This window comes from Mycolicibacterium arcueilense, assembly GCF_058536225.1.
On sequence record NZ_JBZTYL010000010.1, the window covers coordinates 191,557 to 210,876 of the forward strand.

At 67.7% G+C, this 19,320-nt stretch carries 23 protein-coding genes and 1 pseudogene; 8 read left to right on the forward strand and 16 right to left on the reverse strand.

Annotation, left to right across the window (positions count from 1 at the left end):
- Window positions 1-18: 18 nt before the first annotated feature.
- The 7 genes from AC4LGL_RS16105 to AC4LGL_RS16135 all read right to left on the reverse strand — a co-directional run bounded on the left by AC4LGL_RS16105 (window position 19) and on the right by AC4LGL_RS16135 (window position 4,695).
- On the reverse strand, window positions 19-783 hold the full coding sequence (locus AC4LGL_RS16105) for a MerR family transcriptional regulator (RefSeq protein WP_491839632.1): 765 nt from the start codon (window positions 781-783) through the stop codon (window positions 19-21).
- A gap of 44 nt (window positions 784-827) precedes the next feature.
- Window positions 828-1,391 (reverse strand): hypothetical protein, encoded by a 564-nt coding sequence (locus AC4LGL_RS16110; protein ID WP_491839633.1) that lies wholly within the window; start codon window positions 1,389-1,391, stop codon window positions 828-830.
- Between the two features lie 89 nt (window positions 1,392-1,480).
- Window positions 1,481-2,335 (reverse strand): CopD family protein, encoded by an 855-nt coding sequence (locus AC4LGL_RS16115; RefSeq protein WP_491839634.1) that lies wholly within the window; start codon window positions 2,333-2,335, stop codon window positions 1,481-1,483.
- The gene (locus AC4LGL_RS16120) at window positions 2,311-2,817 is read right to left on the reverse strand and encodes a copper resistance CopC family protein (RefSeq protein ID WP_491839635.1); all 507 of its coding nucleotides are present in this window, start codon (window positions 2,815-2,817) and stop codon (window positions 2,311-2,313) included. Before AC4LGL_RS16120 ends, AC4LGL_RS16115 begins: the two co-directional genes overlap by 25 nt.
- Complete coding sequence (locus AC4LGL_RS16125) at window positions 2,814-3,467, reverse strand: YcnI family copper-binding membrane protein (RefSeq protein ID WP_491839636.1); 654 nt, start codon at window positions 3,465-3,467, stop codon at window positions 2,814-2,816. Before AC4LGL_RS16125 ends, AC4LGL_RS16120 begins: the two co-directional genes overlap by 4 nt.
- 34 nt (window positions 3,468-3,501) lie before the next feature.
- A complete protein-coding gene (locus tag AC4LGL_RS16130) occupies window positions 3,502-4,029 on the reverse strand; it encodes a hypothetical protein (RefSeq protein ID WP_491839637.1) in 528 nt (175 codons plus the stop codon).
- Window positions 4,030-4,038: 9 nt separating this feature from the next.
- Complete coding sequence (locus AC4LGL_RS16135) at window positions 4,039-4,695, reverse strand: DUF6474 family protein (RefSeq protein WP_491839711.1); 657 nt, start codon at window positions 4,693-4,695, stop codon at window positions 4,039-4,041.
- 212 nt (window positions 4,696-4,907) lie between these two features.
- Between AC4LGL_RS16135 and AC4LGL_RS16140 the strand changes: the two genes are divergently transcribed.
- The 3 genes from AC4LGL_RS16140 to AC4LGL_RS16150 are packed head-to-tail and all read left to right on the forward strand — an operon-like array spanning window position 4,908 to window position 7,796.
- Entirely contained in the window at window positions 4,908-6,128 is a 1,221-nt protein-coding gene (locus tag AC4LGL_RS16140) for a hypothetical protein (protein WP_491839638.1), read from the forward strand.
- Window positions 6,129-6,165: 37 nt separating this feature from the next.
- Entirely contained in the window at window positions 6,166-6,657 is a 492-nt protein-coding gene (locus tag AC4LGL_RS16145) for an ImmA/IrrE family metallo-endopeptidase (protein ID WP_135459462.1), read from the forward strand.
- Complete coding sequence (locus tag AC4LGL_RS16150) at window positions 6,654-7,796, forward strand: hypothetical protein (RefSeq protein ID WP_491839639.1); 1,143 nt, start codon at window positions 6,654-6,656, stop codon at window positions 7,794-7,796. The genes AC4LGL_RS16145 and AC4LGL_RS16150 overlap by 4 nt, the downstream gene beginning before the upstream one ends.
- Window positions 7,797-7,875: 79 nt before the next feature.
- Here AC4LGL_RS16150 and AC4LGL_RS16155 read toward each other — a convergent pair whose 3' ends face one another.
- The 4 genes from AC4LGL_RS16155 to AC4LGL_RS16170 form a co-directional block, all read right to left on the reverse strand.
- Window positions 7,876-8,274 (reverse strand): secretion protein EspR, encoded by a 399-nt coding sequence (locus tag AC4LGL_RS16155; RefSeq protein ID WP_055120869.1) that lies wholly within the window; start codon window positions 8,272-8,274, stop codon window positions 7,876-7,878.
- 890 nt (window positions 8,275-9,164) lie between these two features.
- Window positions 9,165-9,701: a hypothetical protein gene (locus AC4LGL_RS16160; RefSeq protein ID WP_064884533.1), complete on the reverse strand. Its 537-nt coding sequence runs from the start codon at window positions 9,699-9,701 to the stop codon at window positions 9,165-9,167.
- A gap of 244 nt (window positions 9,702-9,945) precedes the next feature.
- Window positions 9,946-10,569, reverse strand: a complete 624-nt coding sequence (locus AC4LGL_RS16165; protein WP_003883955.1) for a superoxide dismutase — start codon at window positions 10,567-10,569, stop codon at window positions 9,946-9,948.
- Between the two features lie 165 nt (window positions 10,570-10,734).
- Window positions 10,735-10,893, reverse strand: a complete 159-nt coding sequence (locus AC4LGL_RS16170; protein ID WP_164681027.1) for a hypothetical protein — start codon at window positions 10,891-10,893, stop codon at window positions 10,735-10,737.
- A 424-nt stretch (window positions 10,894-11,317) separates the two neighbouring features.
- Here AC4LGL_RS16170 and AC4LGL_RS16175 point away from each other — a divergent pair, with 424 nt between their 5' ends.
- The 3 genes and pseudogenes from AC4LGL_RS16175 to AC4LGL_RS16185 all read left to right on the forward strand — a co-directional run.
- Window positions 11,318-11,659 carry a rhodanese-like domain-containing protein gene (locus tag AC4LGL_RS16175; RefSeq protein ID WP_491839640.1) on the forward strand — a complete coding sequence of 114 codons (342 nt, stop codon included), beginning with the start codon at window positions 11,318-11,320 and terminating at the stop codon, window positions 11,657-11,659.
- Between the two features lie 41 nt (window positions 11,660-11,700).
- A complete protein-coding gene (locus tag AC4LGL_RS16180) occupies window positions 11,701-12,828 on the forward strand; it encodes a DUF4328 domain-containing protein (RefSeq protein ID WP_491839641.1) in 1,128 nt (375 codons plus the stop codon).
- Window positions 12,829-12,875: 47 nt separating this feature from the next.
- Window positions 12,876-13,733: pseudogene (locus AC4LGL_RS16185) on the forward strand (glycerophosphodiester phosphodiesterase); the annotation flags it as partial.
- Between the two features lie 13 nt (window positions 13,734-13,746).
- Here the strand turns inward: AC4LGL_RS16185 and AC4LGL_RS16190 are convergent.
- The 4 genes from AC4LGL_RS16190 to AC4LGL_RS16205 all read right to left on the reverse strand — a co-directional run bounded on the left by AC4LGL_RS16190 (window position 13,747) and on the right by AC4LGL_RS16205 (window position 17,335).
- The gene (locus AC4LGL_RS16190) at window positions 13,747-14,295 is read right to left on the reverse strand and encodes a ferritin (RefSeq protein WP_491839642.1); all 549 of its coding nucleotides are present in this window, start codon (window positions 14,293-14,295) and stop codon (window positions 13,747-13,749) included.
- 149 nt (window positions 14,296-14,444) lie between these two features.
- Window positions 14,445-15,716, reverse strand: coding sequence for an LCP family protein (locus AC4LGL_RS16195; RefSeq protein WP_491839643.1), 1,272 nt, complete (start codon window positions 15,714-15,716; stop codon window positions 14,445-14,447).
- Window positions 15,717-15,741: 25 nt separating this feature from the next.
- On the reverse strand, window positions 15,742-16,506 hold the full coding sequence (locus tag AC4LGL_RS16200) for a CPBP family intramembrane glutamic endopeptidase (RefSeq protein WP_491839644.1): 765 nt from the start codon (window positions 16,504-16,506) through the stop codon (window positions 15,742-15,744).
- Between the two features lie 34 nt (window positions 16,507-16,540).
- The gene (locus AC4LGL_RS16205) at window positions 16,541-17,335 is read right to left on the reverse strand and encodes a DUF2470 domain-containing protein (RefSeq protein WP_491839645.1); all 795 of its coding nucleotides are present in this window, start codon (window positions 17,333-17,335) and stop codon (window positions 16,541-16,543) included.
- A gap of 146 nt (window positions 17,336-17,481) precedes the next feature.
- Here AC4LGL_RS16205 and pheA point away from each other — a divergent pair, with 146 nt between their 5' ends.
- Window positions 17,482-18,426 (forward strand): prephenate dehydratase, encoded by a 945-nt coding sequence (gene pheA, locus AC4LGL_RS16210; protein WP_491839646.1) that lies wholly within the window; start codon window positions 17,482-17,484, stop codon window positions 18,424-18,426.
- On the forward strand, window positions 18,423-19,112 hold the full coding sequence (locus AC4LGL_RS16215) for a histidine phosphatase family protein (RefSeq protein ID WP_491839647.1): 690 nt from the start codon (window positions 18,423-18,425) through the stop codon (window positions 19,110-19,112). Before pheA ends, AC4LGL_RS16215 begins: the two co-directional genes overlap by 4 nt.
- On the opposite strand, the gene AC4LGL_RS16220 is transcribed toward AC4LGL_RS16215, so the two are convergent.
- Window positions 19,109-19,309 carry a hypothetical protein gene (locus AC4LGL_RS16220; RefSeq protein ID WP_491839648.1) on the reverse strand — a complete coding sequence of 67 codons (201 nt, stop codon included), beginning with the start codon at window positions 19,307-19,309 and terminating at the stop codon, window positions 19,109-19,111. The two genes, AC4LGL_RS16215 and AC4LGL_RS16220, sit on opposite strands and share 4 nt — an antisense overlap.
- Window positions 19,310-19,320: the final 11 nt, after the last annotated feature.

The following is a 19,320-nucleotide window of genomic DNA, read 5'->3' on the forward strand; positions in this document are numbered from 1 at the left end:
CGCGATTATCGCAGCCCGTCAGCGATCGACACTTTGCACGATGATGTCGTGCACGAACTGGGCCAGCCCAGGCTCTGCATCGTCGTAGTAGCGGGTGAACCGCTCATCTGCCAGATACATCTGCGCCAGGCACACATGCATGTCGTCGCTGCAGTCATAGAACCGCGAAATGTTGGCGCGATGCCGTGCTGCCAGCTCGTCGGCCTGCGCCGAGCCCGGTTCGACCCCGGCGCGCTTACCCTCGACCAGGGCGTCGAGCAGCGCGTCGTTCTCGGCCTTGAACTCGATCCAGTCCTGCTTGGTCATCTGCGCGGTCCGCTGCCGGGACTGTTTCCATTCCTCGGTATCGGCCCAGCGCCCTTCGGCCTCCTCCGCGTGCTCGTCGAAAACGGCGCTGCCGAAGATCTCCACCTGCTCCTCGGCGCTCAGCTGAATTCCTCTGTTGTGGGCGCTCATCAATTCCTCCACTGCCTTGATGGTCTGCTGCAGCTGCTCGGCCTGATCGCACAGGACGCTGTGCTGGCGTTGCAGGTGGGCGAGCACGTCGGCATCCGGATCGTCGAGCAGGGACCGGATCTCGTCCAGCGCCAGGCCCGCCGACCGGTACACCAGCACCAGGTGCAACCGCTCGATATCGGCGTCGGTGTAGCCGCGATAACCCGCCGCGGTACGCACGCTGGGCACCACGAGACCGATGTGGTCGTAGTGATGCAAAGTCCGCACCGAGATCTCCGTCAGTGCGGCCACCGCGCCGACGGATCTCACCTGCGGATCTGCGTGCATGAGGCCACTATCGACCCTGACGTCGCGTCAGGGTCAAGCCCAGCTCAGCTGTCCTCGGAATGCCGACGGCTGAGCACAACCAGGAGCAGGGCCAATACGCCGACGGCCACCGCCGCGGCCAGAGGCAGCTTGGACGACGGGCTCTCGCTCAGTGCAGACGGCACCGGGCCCGACACCGGATTGGCGGCCGAGGTGACAGTCGACTTGGCTTGGGCGGCCGTCTCTTTGGCTGCCTTGGCGACATCCGGCAGAGGGATGACGGGCGCGGGCGCCGGTTCGACCGGGGGCGGGGCGGGAGTAGCCGGGGCTGGGGCTGGAGCGGTAGGGGCCGGAGCCGCAGGCGGAGCGGGCGGGGCTTTCTTGGCTGGGGCCTTCTTCGCCGGAGCTTTCTTGGCGGCCTTCGCCGGAGCCTTCTTCGCCGGGGTTTTTTTGGCGGGGGCCTTCTTCGCAGCGGCCTTCTTGGCCGGCGGAGGACCGGGCTTGGGGGCCGGAGTGGGAGGGGCCGGAGTGGGCGGAGCAGGATCCGCGCCGGCCGCTGACGCGTCGGCCCCAGCCGACTCGGCCCCGGTTTCGGGCTTCTCGGCGGGTTGATCCTGCTGCTCTGCCATCTGGCTGCTCCTTTGCAGTATCCGGTGTTCCGCGCGAGCGCGGTGGGTAGGGCCGGCAGTGTTTCCCATCATGCCAGGCGCCGCAGCGGTCAACCCGTGACGGCCAGAACCGCGGCGAGGGTGACCGCCACAGCCATGATGCCCAACTCCACCAACGAACGGTTCTGTGACAGTGCGGCGCTGCTGCGGTGGGCCCGCGCCGCGGGCAGCCAATTCGACCGGTTACGCCAGGCCAACACCAACAGGGCCGCGGTCACGACCACCTTGGCCGTCAACACCTGGCCGTAGGCGGTCGTCCACAGATCGGCAGGCGAGTTCAGCCTGATCGCCGCCCCGGCCACGCCGGCGACCAGCAGCACGCCCACGCACGACAGCGACAACTGCGAGAACTTCGGCAACACCCTCGCCCACTGACCCCGGTGCGTCACGGTGAGCACCAGCGCGGCGAGCACGCCGCACCACACCGCGGCAGCCAGTGCGTGCACCGCCACGGCCATTCCGCCGACCGGACTCTCCGCGAGATGCCCGGCCAGTGTCCTGGCCGCCACACCGACCGCTGCCAGACCGACTGTCGCGACCGTGGTCGTCGCACCGCGCGGGGCCAGGATCGCCACCGCGGCGACGATCAACGCGGCCGCCACACCGACCAGCCCCGAACGGCCCGCCGTCGTATGGAGCCCGAAGTCGGTCAGGGTGTGGACGCCGATCTGCCAGAACCCGACGCCCGCGGTCTGCGCCGCGTCCGCCGTCAGCCGTACGACCTCGGTCAACAGCCATACGGCCGCCACCAGCCCGAGCGGTCCCGCGGCTCGGCGACGCAATTCGGCGCGGTAACGGTCGGATTCGAGCAGTGGCACCGCGGCCAGGCCGAGGGTCACGATGGCGGCGCCGTCAGCCAGCGCCCGGATCAGCGCGCCGGTCACCGCTGGCGCCGGACCGCCCACCAGGCTCCGCCGCCGATGAGTACGGCGGCGACCAGCACGAACGGCCACACCACGATGCCGCCGTCGGACTGCGCCGGCGTCGACGCGGCCGCGCCCGGCGTCCCCGATCCGGCCACCGTCAGGTCGAACGACCAGGAACCCGAAACGACGTGTCCGTCGGCCGAGGTCACCCGGTAGTTGACCGTGTACGTCCCGGCCGGGCCGAGCGGCCGGACCCCGACGCTGAGCACCGCGCCGGCCACCGTCGGATCGCCCTCGGACCACAGGTTGTTGTCGGGCCCGACGACCGTCATGTTGGCGAATGCGGGCTGCAGTGCCTCGTTGAACGTGGCGCTCACCCGCGGCGGCGAGCTGCTCAGCGCGGAATGTTCAGCCGGGTCGGTCGCGATCCGGGCCGCATGTGCGGACGCCGCGGGGGCTCCGAGCAGTGCGGACGCGGCCAGGATCAGTCCGCTCAGAAAGGCGGCCAGCAGGCGGCTCATGACCGGCGCCGGTTCAGCAGGGATGCGACCACCGCGGCCGCTGCCACGATCAACGCCCCGCCGGCCAGCCAGCGGGCGGAATTGTCGACGGTGCCTGCGGGCTGTGCGACGGCAGGAGCCGTCGGGCTGGGCGCCGGAGCGGCCTCGGTGCCGGTGAGTGCCAGCTGTGGAGCCGGATGTTCGGGCTCGCTGCCATCGGGCAGGGGCGGCTGATCCCAGCGGACCACCGAGCCGTCGGAGTAGGTCTGGGTGACGGGAAAGCTCGCGGTCGCCGCGTCGGGAAGCTTGACCGACACCCGGAACAGCGCGAACTGCTCGGATGAGATGCCCACCCCGGGCGCCGCCGTCCACGTCACCGTCCGGACCGTGCCCGCCGCGGTGTCACGGTCGAGCTTGGCGGCCCAGCCCGGCATCACCTCGGTGCGGGCCGAGGCCACGTTGGGCAGGTCGACCTTCAATTGTGTTGTCAGCGCACCGGTATCGGACTCGCCGGGAACCCGGAAGGTGAGTACCGAGGTGGTCCCCGGACTCGGATTGTCGGCGTCGACGTGGACATGGGCCCAGGCCGGTGCGGCGGTGAGTAGGCCGGTGACGGCTACCGCGGCGGTCGTGAGCAGGGCGCGCGAGGACGCCCCGGTGAAGGGTTGCATTGGTGTCTTTCTGAAATGGCTCGGGGTCGGATGGTCAGGCAGTGACGCCGACCGGCGGACCCCGATGCGACACCGAAGCGGCGAGGAGACGCGCGGAGTGCAACGGCTGATCGGCGCTGCGTGCCGTGCCGCCGGGCGCCGATCCGGGTACGACGCCGCCATTGCACACCATCACGCGGACCACCCGCGAAACCGCCGCCGACAGGCGCGCACCACACGCGATCAGACCCGCGCCCAGCGATACCGCTGCCAGGTGCGCGCCGAACATGGCCAGGCCGGGCTGCGCGCCGTGCGCGTGACCAGCCGTGGCCAACAACGCATGCGCCAGCAGTTGGCCGGTACCGAGCAGGCTCCACAGCACCGCGGTGCGGTTCGCGGCGGCCAGGGTCGCGGCCAACGCACCCAAGGTCACCGAGAGCACCAGGAGCTGGGCAGCCACGGCCCCGTCCGGCAGACCGCCCCCGGCGACGCCATGGGCGGCGATGGCCAGCGCAGCGGTGAGTGCGCCGACGGCCGTACCGCGCAGCGGGGCTGCGGTGTCGATACGGGCGGCGCCGGTCATGGAGCTGAGCTAGACCAGCCCGAGCCGAGCCATCAGATCGGCATCGATGCCGTCGAGCTGAGCGGCGATCGCCGCGTGGGCACCCCGGCGACGGGCGGTCGGCATGTTCTCTGCGGCCGTCACCGCTGCGGCCAAATCGGAGAGCCGCTCGTTGATCGCCGACACGAACTGCTTGGTCTCGGCGTCCTTGGGCTTCTTGTCGGCGACCTGTCGCAGCGTCTGCTCGGCCCCGGAAATCCGCGCGGACAACTCGGCGCCGTGCCCGGAGAACTGACCGAGCTGGGCCAGCGGAACGCCGAGACGATCAGCGCGACGTTCGTCCAGGGCGCCCCGGGCGGCCGTGGCGGCCCGGTAGATCAACGGCACGAGCACCGGTGCCAGCAAACGCGTGACGGTGAGGACACGGCGAATCCGCGCGGGGGAGAGCAGACGTCCCTCGCGGGCCGCCTTCAACTCGGTTTCGGCCACCTTGAGGGCATTGCGGTCACTGTCCCGCTGCGCTTTGACCTGAGCTTTGAGCGCCCGTTGCGCAGATTTTTGATCGGACTTGATGCGACGAGCCTCATTCTTTGCGGTGAGCCGGGCCTCCAGCTTGGCCTTGGCCTTGATGGCGCGGGCCTCGGCGCGGCGGGTGGCGCGGCTTTTTCGTCGCGTGAACAGGCCCATTCCGGTTGCCTCCCGGTCAATTCGTCGTGTGTTCGTGGTCACCGCAGAACTGCTGCAGACCCACAGTATCGTCCGGTGGATTTGCTCTGCTGCGGCTCCCCGCTCGTGGCCCGGGTAATCGCCTCAGCTAGCAAATTTGGCATGCCCGATTGTGCAAGAATCAGATTCATCAATCGAAGCTGTTGGGCGGTGCGCGAAAGGGTGGTGACATCGTGCGTTCGCGGTTGCGCGTCGCCGCCTCGACCGGTCTGGTGCTTACGGGCCTGATCACCGCCGGTGTCGGAGGGGCATTGGCATTTGCCGATCCCGATCGGGGTCGGCCCGATAGCGGCCAGGGATCCTCGAACAGCGCCGGCAATGGCCACGACGGGCACAGCGGTAAGGACCACGGCCAAGGCCATTCCCAGGACGGCGACTCCCAGGGCGAAGACGGCGACGGCAGCGGCTCGCCGGGCACGCGTCCGTCCCACAGCGGCACCCGGCCCACCGGCAAGCCGACCAAGACAACGGGCCGGCCGACCAAGCCAACCGGCAAACCGTCCGAATCCGGAGGGCCATCAGGGACCGCGCAACCGTCCGGCTCGCAGACCCCTCCGCAAACTGGGACCGACACCAACAGCCCGACCAACACTGCCACCGAGACCAAGACGGAGACGCCACCCACTTCGCAGCCCTCGGAGACGGAGACCCCCACGACTTCGGGCTCGGCGGTGACAACCACGGCGGCGACCTCGAGCGAGACCACCGCGACGACCACGCGCACCACGGAGACGACCGAGACGACTTCGACGAGCGTGCCGACTTCCACGACCGAGTCGACGACCAAGACAACCGAGCCGACCTCTGAGACGACAACGAAGACGACCGAGACCACCGAAACAACCGAGACCACCACGACCCTCGTCGGTGGTGCAGCCGGCGGCGGTGGTGGCGGCGGCGGAGGCGGTGTCCCGGCGCCGTTCAACTACCCGCGTCCCCCGGATATGTACGTCTCGGCAGGGCAGGCTCAGGCTCCCGACGTGGCCGTGCCACCCCCGCCCGGACTGGCCGCAGCGGCCGGGGTGCCGCCGATCGCCGTCCCGGTGATCGCCCTGCCGGTCATCGTGCCGCCGCTCGCAGTGCCGTTGGGTGCTCCGGGCTCTGATCGCGGGCCGCAGTCCGGGCCATGGTCGGGACCCGTCCAGCCCAGCATCAAGATGCGCACCGGGTCGCCGGCGCCCGCCGCTGTCGGGTTGGACGCGGCGATGCCCGTGGCCTTCCGGGCCGGGTACGCGGACTACCTGCGCACCGCGAACACGATGGAACTCGCGGCAGTGGCGCTGCCCGGGGTGACCGGGATGATGGCCCTGACCGGCCTCGGTGGATTGGTGGGCTACCGGCAGGCCAAAGCCGGCCGTACGGTCCGAATCGATGCCAGTCGGTTCATGAGTTAGCACGACTTGGAAGAATCCAGGGTGGAAAGGGGGGATCATGTCCGCCAGTCGAAGCGTCACGCGCGCTGTCAACGAGGTTCTCGACCTCGCCCCGCGACAGGGTGAAGTCACGTTGACCCGTCTGGTCGATGCGGTGAGCGAAGATCGCGGCAGACCCATCGAGCTGACCATGGCCGAACTTCCGCCCGGGGTGTGCGGGCAGTGGCGGCAGTACACCGACCGTGACGTCTTCCTCATCCAGCAGGGTCTGCCGGCCTGGGACCGCACCCTGGCTCACGAACTGGGACACCTGGTCCTGGGCCACGAAGGCATTTCGATCGTCGACGCAGCCGCGGCCACCGCCGAGGTGGCCACCTCGGATCTGATCAGCTACATGCTCAACCAGCGGACCGGCTGTATGGGACCCAACGGCGAGGACATCGAGCAGGAGGCCGAGGACTTCGCCGCGCTCCTGCTCTACCGCCTCGGCCGGTTGCCGTCCGACCGCTCATCGATCGTGCAGGTCCGCCTCGGAGAGGCGTTTGGTTGATCGTCTGGGTGATCGCCGGCCTACTCGGCTTGGCTACCGGCCTACGCATCGGTTGGGCTCTGGTCAACAAACAATCCCTGGTGAGCTCCGCGATGATCCTGTCGTTGGGCAGCCTCGGGGTCGTAGCCGCGCTGAACTGGGAGCCGCTCGCCCTGCTGATCGACACGGTGGTGCACTGGCCCAACATCGCGGCCGGCCTGAGCCAGGTCGCGTTGATCGCCTGTGCGGCAGGCAGTTGCGTCATGATCACGACCGCGTCCTCGGGCCATTCGGCCACCCTCACTCGTCGTATCGCGCTGATCCAGTACGGCATCGCCGGTGTCGTCGCGGTGATCAGCCTGGTGATCTTCTTCGGCGCCGGCAGACAACCGGAGATGTCCCCGGCCGAGTACCTGCGGCGGGACCTCGGGTCCCACGGCGCGTCGTGGCTGCTGCCACTGCTCTACGTGTTCCTGGCGCTCACCCTGGTGGTCTGGGCCGGCCTGCGCTACTCGAACCGCAGCCGTCGCGGACGGGCGCTGTTCCTGTTCACCGTCGGCATGGTGCTGATCGTGGCTGCCAGCGGCTTCGTTCTATTCAGAGCCGTGGGCCGGACCGAACCTGTCGGCGTCGGCGCTGCGGCCACCCTTCTCGGTTGTGCGATGGTCATCGTGGCCGCCGGATCGCTGCTGCCGAGCGTTGAAGACTGGTTCGGTGCGCACCACGAATTACGGACAATCAAGCCGCTTCTGAACGAATTGGCCCGGCGCCAGCCCGATGTCGGCATCGGCGTGCGTCCGCGCGGACCGTTGGTGTTCCGCGTCGCCGAACGGATGTCGCTGATCTCCGATGCGCTCTACCTGGAGGCGACCGCCGCCGACGTGCGTCAGCATGAAACGGCTGCGCCGCGTGACTCAAGCAGATCGGGAGAGCCAAGTGACACAACACAATTGGACGAGGTGGAGCGGCCTGACGTGCCGCCGCGGGAGCAGGCTGGGGCCATCGCCCAGTGGATCTACGACACCCGCGAGGGGGACAAGGATTCCGGGTTTCCGGGGCTCGCCTGGTTGAGCCAGCCCGAATCGTATTCCGACCGGGAATGGATTCTCGCGATTTCCGAGCGGTACCGGGAAATGAACGGCGCGGCCACGCGCAGCTGAAACCCGCGCGAGTGGGAACCGAATGGGGCCCCACTGACGTGGGTTTCAGCGCGCGAAGGTGCCGGCCGAAACCGACGAATCAGTCGTCGAGGTGTTCCCGGCGGCGCAGTTCATCGACCTTCTGGACCAGATCCTGCTGAGCTTCGTTGGACAGCCCGACAGTACGGGCAGCGATCCGGCGGATCCCCTCGTCACGCATGCTGGCCAGCCAGGTCAGTTCCTTGTCGAGCTTCTCGTAGTACTCGTCGTCGGTGAAGTAAGCCGGCTTGATCCGGAAGAAGTTGGCAAGTGCGGCCATGGTTGCCTGCGACGGGTTTGTCCGGTTGCCCGAACGGAGCTGGGACAGGTACGGAGCCGACATGGTGACGCCCTCGGACTTCAGTGCGGCGATCACCTCGGCAGACGTGTGGGGTCCGCGCCCAGGTGGATAAACCGTATCGAACAGGCGGTTTAGGCGGGCGGCGAACGTCTTGCTCATCGATTTGACCTCCACATGCTTCATGAGCGGTACGAATTAGGCGGCGTATTTGCTGACCATCGTAGCGAGTGTTGTGACGACAACCAAGTGCAAACGCCACAAAAGTTAAACTGGCTTTGCGTTTTGACCCCTCGGCTGCGGATACCCGGAGCTTCGCCGTGAGGGGTGTGCGGGATTGCACCGTCTGGCAATGCAAAAGGTGACGGTTGCGTTGTATTGGGCGCGGTGAGCTGCGAGCACAGGGGTGCCCGATCATGATCAACTTCTTGACCGGCAACCGATGCAGGGCCGTGACTAGCGGAAACAGATATTTGCTAGAGTACCGACCTCCGGTCGCGTCGGATTGCACGCGAGGCCGTTGTCGGACGACGTGGAACACGTTACAGCTTGGGCGGTGGAATGCCCGTCAACCCCCTCGCGCGCGATAGCCAGACGGGTCTGGCTGGATTCTGGCACTGATTCCGGAAGGTAGTTGCCGGGCGGAAACGGGCGGGGGTTTCCGTCGTCGCCAGACAATCACTGGCACAAATGCCGCAACGACCATGGTTGCGGCGGGACGCCACGGCTATCTGGAGCTCATGTCGGGTCGCCGACATCGGCGATCCTGCTATGACGCTGACACCTGCGCCTGCGGACATGGCGACCTTTCGACACACCGCCGATACCTGCCGCTTGCGCGGCTCACCCATATACGGTCGAAGGTGTCGCCCACCGCATCGCAGGTTGTCGGCCGGGCTCAAGGCCAGCATGTCGACACGACGATTGCGGGGCTTCCGCCCTTCGCTGATCTAGAGGACCATAGCCGCTGTCCGGCCGACCCGCCAGGTTTCTTATCCATTTTCGGTAGCTGGATTCTCCTTGTTGGAGAAGATGTCCCGCTCCTGGTGTACCTACGCCGCCAACAGCATCGCCAGAATCGCCGTATCGGGGTGACTGATCGGATCGACACCGACCCTGCTGACCATCGATGTCACCGTGCCGTCGGATTCGGCTTCCACCCAGGCCGCGCGGTGTTCCAGTCCGAGATGTGGCAGGCCGGGCAGTAACACGCAGCCAGAAGCGGCGCCGGTGCACTCGGGAAGCGACGGTGTTGTCTCCGAGGGCGGATGCAGCATCAGCAGTGCCGGCGGTTGGTGCTCGGCGAAATATCCGGGCGGGACGGCGGATTCGCCGACTACCGGACCTTCGGCGATGACGATGCCGACGGTGCCGGGGCGGGGTGTCTCGGGCAATTCCTCCCGAACCCCGAAAATCGTTGTGGTGGAAAGTAATCCAGGTAGCGAGGCGACCCGGACAGTGACCATGAGAAGCTGCGCCCACTCCTTGGTGGAATCGGGCCATCGGCCCAGCACCACAAACCCTTTGAGTGCACCACCGGAATGGAAGGGGGCGATCTCAATCGCCCGGCCGGACCCCGTCGTATCCATATCGCCTCCGGGACATCGGTGTTGGCTCGCCGGCTGGCCGGTGCTCCGACACGTCTGTGGGTCGATGACATCAGAATGCGGCAGCAACCCGAGCGGTGCAAGGCGACACGGGATCCGGACCGGTAACGAGTCGGCCAAGAACGACCGACCCCCGAAACGAGGGCGGGGCGTCACGCAATTTGCGTGACGCCCCTTGGTGAGAGATCAGAAAACCGATCCAGCCCTCAGTCGAACGAGACGGGAGCTAGCCGAAGATCAGGCCGTTGGTCTTGGAGGTGGCCGCCGCGTAGCGGTTCTGCACGTCCTCCCAGTTCACAACGTTCCAGAACGCCTTGACGTAGTCGGCCTTGACGTTCTTGTACTGCAGGTAGAAAGCGTGCTCCCACATGTCGACCTGCAGCAGCGGGATGATGCCGAGCGGCACGTTGGCCTGCTGGTCGTAGAGCTGGAAGGTCAGCAGCCGGTCGCCCAGGCTGTCATAGCCGAGCACGGCCCAACCCGAACCCTGCAGCCCGTTGGCGGCGGCGGTGAACTGCGCCTGGAACTTGTCGAACGAGCCGAACTGATCGTCGATCGCCGCGGCAAGGTCACCCGTCGGCTTGTCGCCACCGTTGGGGGACAGGTTCTTCCACCAGATCGAGTGGTTCACGTGGCCGCCGAGGTGGAAGGCCAGGTTCTTCTCGTTGAGGAAAATCGCCGCGTGGTCTCCGTTGGCCCGCGCCTCGTCGAGCTTGGCGACGGCGTCGTTGACGCCCTTGACGTACGCCGCGTGGTGCTTGCTGTGGTGGAGTTCGTTGATCTGCCCGGAGATGTGGGGCTCCAGCGCTCCATAGTCGTAATCCAGGTCCGGCAAGGTGTATTCAGCCACGAGATTCCTTCCTCATTATCGATCGATGGAGCCAGGCGTTCGTCAGAGATCGTCGAGTTCGAGCCTCAAGGTTCGACACTCAAGATCACCGCCAACATTGCTCCATCGCAGGGCGCACCGCAAGGACGCGTGCGCCGACCACACGTATACCCGATCGGGCGTCGGTCAGAACAAGACGATGACGGCCAGCACGCCGAGCAGCAGCACGGCGATCACGCTGGCCCGAAGGAAGGACATCAACTGGTTACGGGTGTGCAGATGCCCAGACGAATGCCATTCGGGCTGCGGAAGGGCTGATCCCGATCCGATCGGATGTGACGCCATCAACAACTCCTGACCTGCACGATCAATGCTTGCCCCCAGTGAGTTCTGTCACAACAGCTGGTGTGACGCCGATCATAGCCCGTGTAATGGCCAGGGGAAAATCGGCCTCCGCGTCGATTTAGGGGGGCCTGGAATCAGGCTGATCCCAAACCGGACCGGTCGGTGCCGGCGACCGAGGTTTAGCCGAGTGCTTAATTTCGCTCCGCGGCGGTGGTGGTTGTTGATCGCTGCCGTGAACCCCCCAGGTTTATCCACAGTGACGGCCAGCTACCGCACAGTAACTCCCATTTCGGGGGCTTTTCTCCAGGTGCCCGCCCTGTGGATGAACCTGTGGAAACTGTGGATAGCTTTCCGGTTGCTAACGCCGCGACCAGCCATCGGGGGCGGCTGCGCTCACCGGTGTCGGCATGCGAGCATTGACGGCATGGACGATGTGGAAGTCGGGCAGGCAGATATCGCTGCGGTACCCACCACGTTCGAAGGGGCTGTCGTGCTGCTGGACGTCCGTGAGGACGACGAATGGCAACGCGGCCACGCCGAAGGAGCCCAGCACATACCGATGGGTGATGTGCCGACACGAATCGCCGAGATCGACCCGGACGCCGAGCTGTACGTGATCTGCCATGCGGGCGGACGCTCCCTGCGGGTGGCGAACTATCTGGCCCGCAACGGGTACACGCCGGTCAATGTCGAGGGCGGAATGTTGGCGTGGGCCGGGGCCGGACGTCCCGTCGTCACCGACGCCGGTGGCCCGGGAACCGTCTGACCGCCAAGGACCTGTTCAGAGATCGTGGCTAGGCTGGTCGGATGATCCAGGTGTGTTCGCAGTGCGGGACGCGCTGGAACGTGCGTGACCGGCAGCGGTCGTGGTGCCCCCGATGCGGCGGGTCGTTGATGGCGCCCTCGGCGCCGTCGTCGTCCCAATCTCAGTGGGGACCTTCCGCGCAGCCTCCGGCGCCGGCACAGACATCGCCGACGGCGCAACGCACTCCGCCGCACCTCGCCCCCGGCTATCGCTGGATCGCCCTGCGTCCCGGCCCTCCGCCGCACCAGCGCAGGCAGCGGCGCGCGCTCGGCCCGACTCCGCACTACCGCTCGATTCCGAGTTGGGGGCTGCACCAACAGTTCGATCTCGAGGAACAGCCGCAGAAAACCGAGGGCGAGACCGACGCAGGCACCGTGCGCCTCATGCTCGTCGCAGCCATGGTGGTGCTCGGAATCGCCGCGTTCGCCCACGTGATTCGTTACGTGCTGCTGCTGATCAACCGCAGCGTGCTGCTGCATCCGCTGATCGCGATCGGCGGAGTGGCCATCGGGCTGCTGGCCAGCGTGGTGGCGATGGGCGTCGTGGTCGTCGCGGTGGTGTCGCTGGTGCGTTGGCTGATCACGCGGCGAGCCGCCGGGTACGCCGCACACGGTGAGGTGGATCCGCGCAGCACCAGGACACTGTGGCTGTGCTGCCTGGTGCCCGGGGTGAACCTCGTGATGGCACCGGTGTTCGTGTGGGAACTGGCCGCCCTCGAAGGGCGCCTCTCGCATCTGCGTCGCCAGATCGTGGTGTGGTGGATCGTCTGGGTGTTCAGCGCGGTCGTCGCGCTCGCGTCGATGGTCAGCACCGTGTACGTGACGTTCTTCAACGACACCCCGCAGAACATCGCGAACAACACCGTGACCGCGATCGTCGGGTATCTGCTGGCGCTGGCGGCATTCCTGCTGACCGCGAAGGTGTTCGTCGGGTTCGAGGGCAGCGGTGCGGCGGCTGCTGTGCGCAGCGTCCGGCGCTGGGTGGTGCTCGAGCCCGAATCTTCTGATCCGACACCCACTTCCGACCCGCCCCCGGTCGACACCGAGGCGGCGGACAGTTCGCAGAATCGTGAGGATTCCGCTGAATCCGCCGTTCCGGTTGAGACTCAGGGGCAGAACCCGGCAGCATAGGCCGTATGGAAACGGGCGACGGCGGAGCCGCTGCGCAGGCGACCCCGGGGCCTGGGCATCCGTTCGTGGTGGCCCACCGGGGAGCATCCGCCGAGAAGCCCGAACACACGCTCGCCGCATACGACCTGGCGCTGCGCGAGGGTGCCGACGGCGTGGAATGCGATGTGCGGCTGACCCGCGACGGGCACCTGGTGTGCGTGCACGATCGCCGGGTGGACCGCACCTCCACGGGCACCGGTCTGGTCAGCGAGATGACGCTGGCCGAGTTGCGCAAGCTGGACTACGGGTCGTGGCATGCCGGCGGGCGCTCCGAGGGCGGTGAAGGTTCAGCCGACGCCGACGCCGACTCCGACGACGCAGGCGACGAGGGCGCCATCGGAGACACCGGACTGCTGACCCTCGACGACCTCGTATCGCTGGTGCTCGACTGGAACCGGCCGGTCAAGTTGTTCATCGAGACCAAACACCCCGTGCGCTACGGCGCGCTGGTGGAGAACAAGGTGCTGGCGCTGTTGCACCGGTACGGCATCGCCGCGCCGGCCTCGGCCGATCTGTCCCGCGCGGTGGTGATGTCCTTCTCGGCGGCTGCGGTGTGGCGGATTCGCCGGGCCGCTCCGATGCTCCCCACGGTGCTGCTCGGTGAGACGTCGCGGTATCTGGGCGGCAGTGCCGCCACCACGGTCGGGGCCACCGCCGTCGGCCCGTCCATCGCAACATTGCGCGAGCACCCGGAACTGGTCGACCGGGCCGCCGCCCAGGGGCGTGCCCTGTACTGCTGGACCGTCGACCACTACGAGGATGTCCAGTTCTGCCGCGACATCGGGGTGGGGTGGGTGGCCACGAATCATCCCGGCCGCACCAAGAGCTGGCTGCAGAACGGCCTGACCGGCGCCGGCCGGGACTGACGGGATCTGAGGGCTAGAGGTTGCCGCCCGCGGCCTTCGGCGCCGCCGCGTCCGCACCGGCTGCACCGGCGAGTTCCCGGGCGACGAAGTCCTCGATGTGGAACAGATTGGAACCGGCGCGGTCGGCGATCCGCACCAGCGTCGCCATCGACGCGACCTCTTCGATCTGCTCCTTGAGGAACCACTGCATGAACTGCTCGCCGAGGTAGTCACCCTCCTCGCGGGCAACGCTGGCGAGCCGGCTGATCTGCTCGGTGACGGTGCGCTCCTGGCTGAGCGCCAGCGCGAGCGCGTCCCGGGGAGCGTCGAAGCGGTTGCACACCGCATCGACACCGGGGATCTCGGCGTCGATATCCCGGTCGAGCAGGTACTGGACCAGCATCATGGCGTGGTTGCGCTCTTCGACCGCCTGCGCATAGAAGTGCTTGGCGAGCTGCGGAAGGTCCGCGCCGTCGAAATAAACCGCAATTGCGATGTATTGCTGTGACGCGGTGAACTCGCTACGGATCTGGTCCTGAACAAGTGCGTGAAATTTCGTGTCGTGTTCGCCGGTCATCGTCATGATCGCGAGGATATAGCAGGTCAGAACCCATTGTCATCGAAGGTTGACCTCATTGAGGTCAGCTTTACCTTAGTTGGAGGGTGGCGGTGTGGCGCGCATTACATTAGCTGTAGCGAATTTGCTATCGCCGTTTTTAGCTTTGCCTAAGCTCAAGGTTGGGGTTTCTCGACCACATCGTCCGGAACGGCGGTGTCGTTGGCCAGTGCGGTGAACAGTCTGCTCGCCGCGTCGCTGTCCCACACCACCACCGCACCCGAATCGCTGCCGGTGAATTCGCCGATCGGCACCGTCGTCGTCACCATGTCGCCGTGCATCGCCCAGCCCAGCCGGCCCAGATCCCAGACGCGGGCGTCCTGGTCGACGGCCACCGAGTTGGTGGCCGCGCGGGCCATCGGCTGCCACCGCAGCGGGTTGAGCAGCACCTCCGGACTGGTGGCCCGGTGCAGCAATGCGGACATGAACGCCCGCTGATGGATCATCCGGTCCAGATCAGCGCGCGGCGTGGCGCGGCTGCGGACGTAACCGAGCGCGTTGCGGCCGTCGAACTCCTGGCAACCCGCCGGAAGGTCGATCCCGGCCAGCGGGTCGCTGATCGGTTCGGCCGGGCACATCGTCACCCCGCCGACGGCATCGACGAGCCCGGCGAATCCGTCGAAACCGATCTCTGCGTAATGGTCGAGGCGCAGGCCGGTTGCCTGCTCGACCGTCTGCGCCAGCAGCGGCGCCCCGCCCAGTGAGAACGCGGCGTTGACCTTGTCCTCGCCGTAGCCCGGGATCGGCAGGTAGGAATCCCGGGGGATCGAGACCATGGTGGCCGGTGTGTCCGAGCCGATCCCGGGAATGTGCACCAACAGGATCGTGTCGGTGCGGCCGTTGCCGATGTCCCCGCCGGTGGCCAGGTCGGCCTGCTGCTCGGGGCTGAGGTTCTGGCGGCTGTCCGATCCGACCAGCAGCCAGGTGGTGCCGTGCGCCGCCCCAGGCCGCTCGGGATAGTCGGCCAGCGCCGGAATCCGGTGCAGTGACGAGTCGATCCACACACCGCCGCCGATCAGCGCTAGCACGCCGACGAGCAGCACCACGAACACCAGACGGCCCCAGTGGCGTCGCCGGCGGGGCTTGCGCACCGGTGCGGGCGCGGGCGGCGGCGCGGCCGTGGTCCGGGGCGGGTGCGAACCTCGGGGTGGGCGGGGTGGAGGCGGCGGCGCCGACCTGGGCGGGGGTTGCCGCGGCGGGGGTTGCCTGGGTGGGGGCTGTCTGGGTGGCGGCGGCGTTCGTGGTGGCGTGGGCGGATTCGGCGGCCATGCCGGGCGGTAGTTCGGGTCGCGACGGATCACCTGGGACGGCTCGTTGCCGCGGCGGCGCGGTCCAGGACGCCGCGATCGCGGGTCGCGAGGTCCGCCCGAGGCAGTGAAGTCGTCCACAGCAAAAATGTACGTGCCGCAGGCGTCAATGCAGCCAACTGAGATGATCCGCCACCAGCGCGTAGCCGACGAACGCCACCGCGTCGATCAGAGTGTGCGCGATGATCAGCGGCCACAGCCGCCCGGTGCGCTGCCACGCGTAGCCGAACACCAGACCCATGACCACATTGCCCAGGCCCGCGCTGTAGCCCTGGTACAGGTGATAGGCGCCGCGTAGCAGGCTGGAGATGATCAGCGCCCGTCCCGGACTCACGTCGAGTTGACGCAGCCGGGTGAGCAGGAACCCCACCACGATGATCTCTTCGGCCCACCCGTTGGCGAACGCCACACCGAGCAGCATCGGGATGCGCCACCAGGTGTCATACAACTCGGCCGGTTCCACGTCGGCGCTCAGGCCCAGCGCGCGGGCCAGCACGTAGAACGCCAACCCGGGCAGGCCGATGAGCAGGGCCAGGCCGAGTCCGCCCAATCCGTCGCCGCGCCACTGCGGGCGGGACAGACCGATCTTGGCCGGCCCGAAACCGCTGCGCCACAACAGGTAAAGGGCCAGCGCGCCCCAGGCCAGCAGCTGCAGGATCACGGCCAGGTGCAGGCCGAGGTCGATCAGGTCGAACGGGGAGCGCTTCGGGTTGAGCGCGACGGTCTGCCCAGACAGTCCGAGGAGTACGGCCTCGATGAGCCGTAGGCCCGCGGTGTAGGCGCTGAGCCCGAAGGTCACCGCGAGCACGACGGCGATCTCGATCTTGAGCGTGCGGCGTTGCGGCTCGAGTTGCTCGTGGGGCCCGGTCACCGAAGCTACGGTAGCGGCGCCCAGGCCGTGCGGGTCAGATCCGGCGCGCGCGCAGGCCGTTGAGGAATGGGCAGCCCATCAATATCCGGATGGCCTGGCTCAGGCCGGTGACGTCGTCGACCGGCTTGGGGAACGGCAACCGGACGTCGTGGTCGCCGTGTTCGTTCTCCACCCGCAGTTGCACGCCGTAGCGGTCCAGGCCCAGCGGTCGGACCCGCCCCGTGCGCAGTGTCATCGGCAACCGGGTGGCCAGGCGTTCCACCACATCGCGGTGTGCGGACTCCATATGCTGCAGCCACCCGGATTCCATCGCGCAGAACGGGTCGGGCCGCGCCTGCAGCAGTGCTCCGAGTCCGACCGACTCGGCGCCGGTGGCGTCGGCCACGACCACGGACTCGATCTCCAGGCGCATCAGGGTGTGGTTGTCGTCGTCGTGGGCGTCGTTCGGCTGGGGCCTGGAATTCACCTGCAGCAGAGCCGGATTCGGGTTCTCGGCGGCGACCAGGTCGAGCAGGGCCGGGACCGCGTCGGTCGGCACGTGCTGCAGGCGGCCGCGGATCCACACCAGGGAGCGCACCGGTTCGCGCAGTGGGAGCGGCGCGTAGTCGGTCATCTCCAGCACGGCCTGCACCCCTGCCGAGCCGGCGGCCATCGCCATGCCGGCCAACGGGCCGGTCTCGGGGACGGTGATCGCGAACGAGCCGTCGTCGAGCAGGTGATGAACGGGTGAGGCGACGGGTTCGATGCCCTCGACCGCGACCATGGCGCCGCCGCCCCGTGCACATGCGCTGCGGATCCGCTCGGCTGTCGTCGGTGTCGCTATGGCCATCTCGCCGCCTTCGAAACTAGGTGAGGAACTTAGGTGAGGTAAGCCTAACTTAACTGGGAGGTGCCCGGCGGGCAAGGCTTCCGGTGAAACGCCCGGCTGGGCGTCATCAACCCATGACGCCGACGCCGACCCGATAGGGTTGGGATGTGCCGCGCATCGCCTACCTCGGGCCCGAGGGGACCTTCACCGAAGTGGCGTTACTGCAGATGGTGGCCCATGAGATGGTGCCCGGACTGGCCCCGGCATCCGTCGACGACAGGGCCCGCTTCACCCCGGTTCTGACCGACAGCACCCCGGGCGCGCTGGCTGCGGTGCGCGACGGCCGGGCCGATTACGCGTGCGTGCCGATCGAGAACTCGATCGAGGGGTCCGTGCTGCCGACCCTGGACAGCCTCGCGGTCGGGAAGCCGCTGCAGATCTACGCCGAGCTGACTCTCGACGTCGCGTTCACCATCGTGACCCGGCCCGGGCACAGCGGGCCCGTGCAGACCGTCGCGGCCTTCCCGGTGGCGCTGGCGCAGGTGCGTCGGTGGCTGGCCGCCAACCTGCCCGATGCCGACATCGTCCCGGCCACGTCCAATGCCGCCGCCGCCCACGAGGTGGCCGAGGGCCGGGCCCACGCCGGGGTGAGCACACGGTTGGCCGCCGAGCGCTGCGGCCTGGACATCCTCGCCGCCGACGTGGTCGACGAGGCCAACGCACGCACCCGCTTCGTCCTGGCCGGCCCGCCCGGCGCGCCGCCGGCAGCCACCGGCGCCGATCGCACTTCGGTGGTCCTTCGGCTGGACAACACCCCGGGCGCGCTGGTCACGGCGATGACCGAATTCTCGATCCGCGACATCGACCTGACCCGGATCGAATCCCGGCCCACCCGAACCGAGCTGGGCACCTACATGTTCTTCCTGGACTGTGTCGGACACATCGACGACGATCCGGTGGCCGAGGCACTCAAAGCGCTCTATCGACGTTGTACCGATGTGCGATATCTAGGTTCCTGGCCGACCGGGGCGAGCGCGGGTGCACCCCCGCCGCGCCTGGATGAGGCCTCACGGTGGTTGGCGGGCTTACGCGAGGGAGCGGACGACTCATGAGCGGACGGCTGATCCTCGTCCGTCACGGACAGTCCCACGGCAATGTCGCCCGGCGTCTGGACACGGTGCCACCCGGAGCCGACCTGACTGATCTCGGCCATGAGCAGGCTCGGAGATTCGCCGGAACGCTGAACCAGCGCCCGTCGATCCTGGCTCATTCGATCGCCCGGCGGGCAGCACAGACCGCCGCCGGTATCGGTGTCGAAACCGGGCTTGTCCCATTCGAATTCGATGGGGTCCATGAAGTTCAGGTAGGTGAGCTCGAGGACCGTAGCGACGATGACGCCGTCGCCGAGTTCAACCGGATCTACGAGCGCTGGCACCGGGGCGAACTGGACGTGCCGATGCCCGGGGGCGAGAGCGCCGAGGCGGTGCTGGCCCGGTACGTGCCCGTGCTCACCGAGCTGCGGCTCCGCTACCTGGACGACCACGACTTCGAGAGCGACATCGTGCTGGTGAGCCATGGCGCGGCCATCCGCCTGGTGGCCGCCGTGCTGGCCGGCGTCGACGGCAGCTTCGCCCTCGATCATCATCTGGCCAACACCGAATCGGTGGTGCTGGCACCGATCACCGACGGACGCTGGAGCTGCGTTCAGTGGGCGGCCGTGACACCGCCCTTCTACCCGGAGCCCCACGCCACGCCGGTCATCGACGCGGTGAAGTCCGAAACCGACCCGATGGGTTAACCGGCTCGCCGGATCGACTGTGCACTGTCTTGTGCACACGGGCAGCCAACCGACTCACAGTCGAGGCTGAACGTATGCGCTGCTTCCGGGGTGGTGCAGGTGTCGTCGGTGCATTCCACGCGGTACCGGACGTGGTGGATCAGGGTGCCGTGGCAATGCTCCAGACCGGCTGCGCACTCCCGGCACTGGATCGTCATAGCCCGTTGAT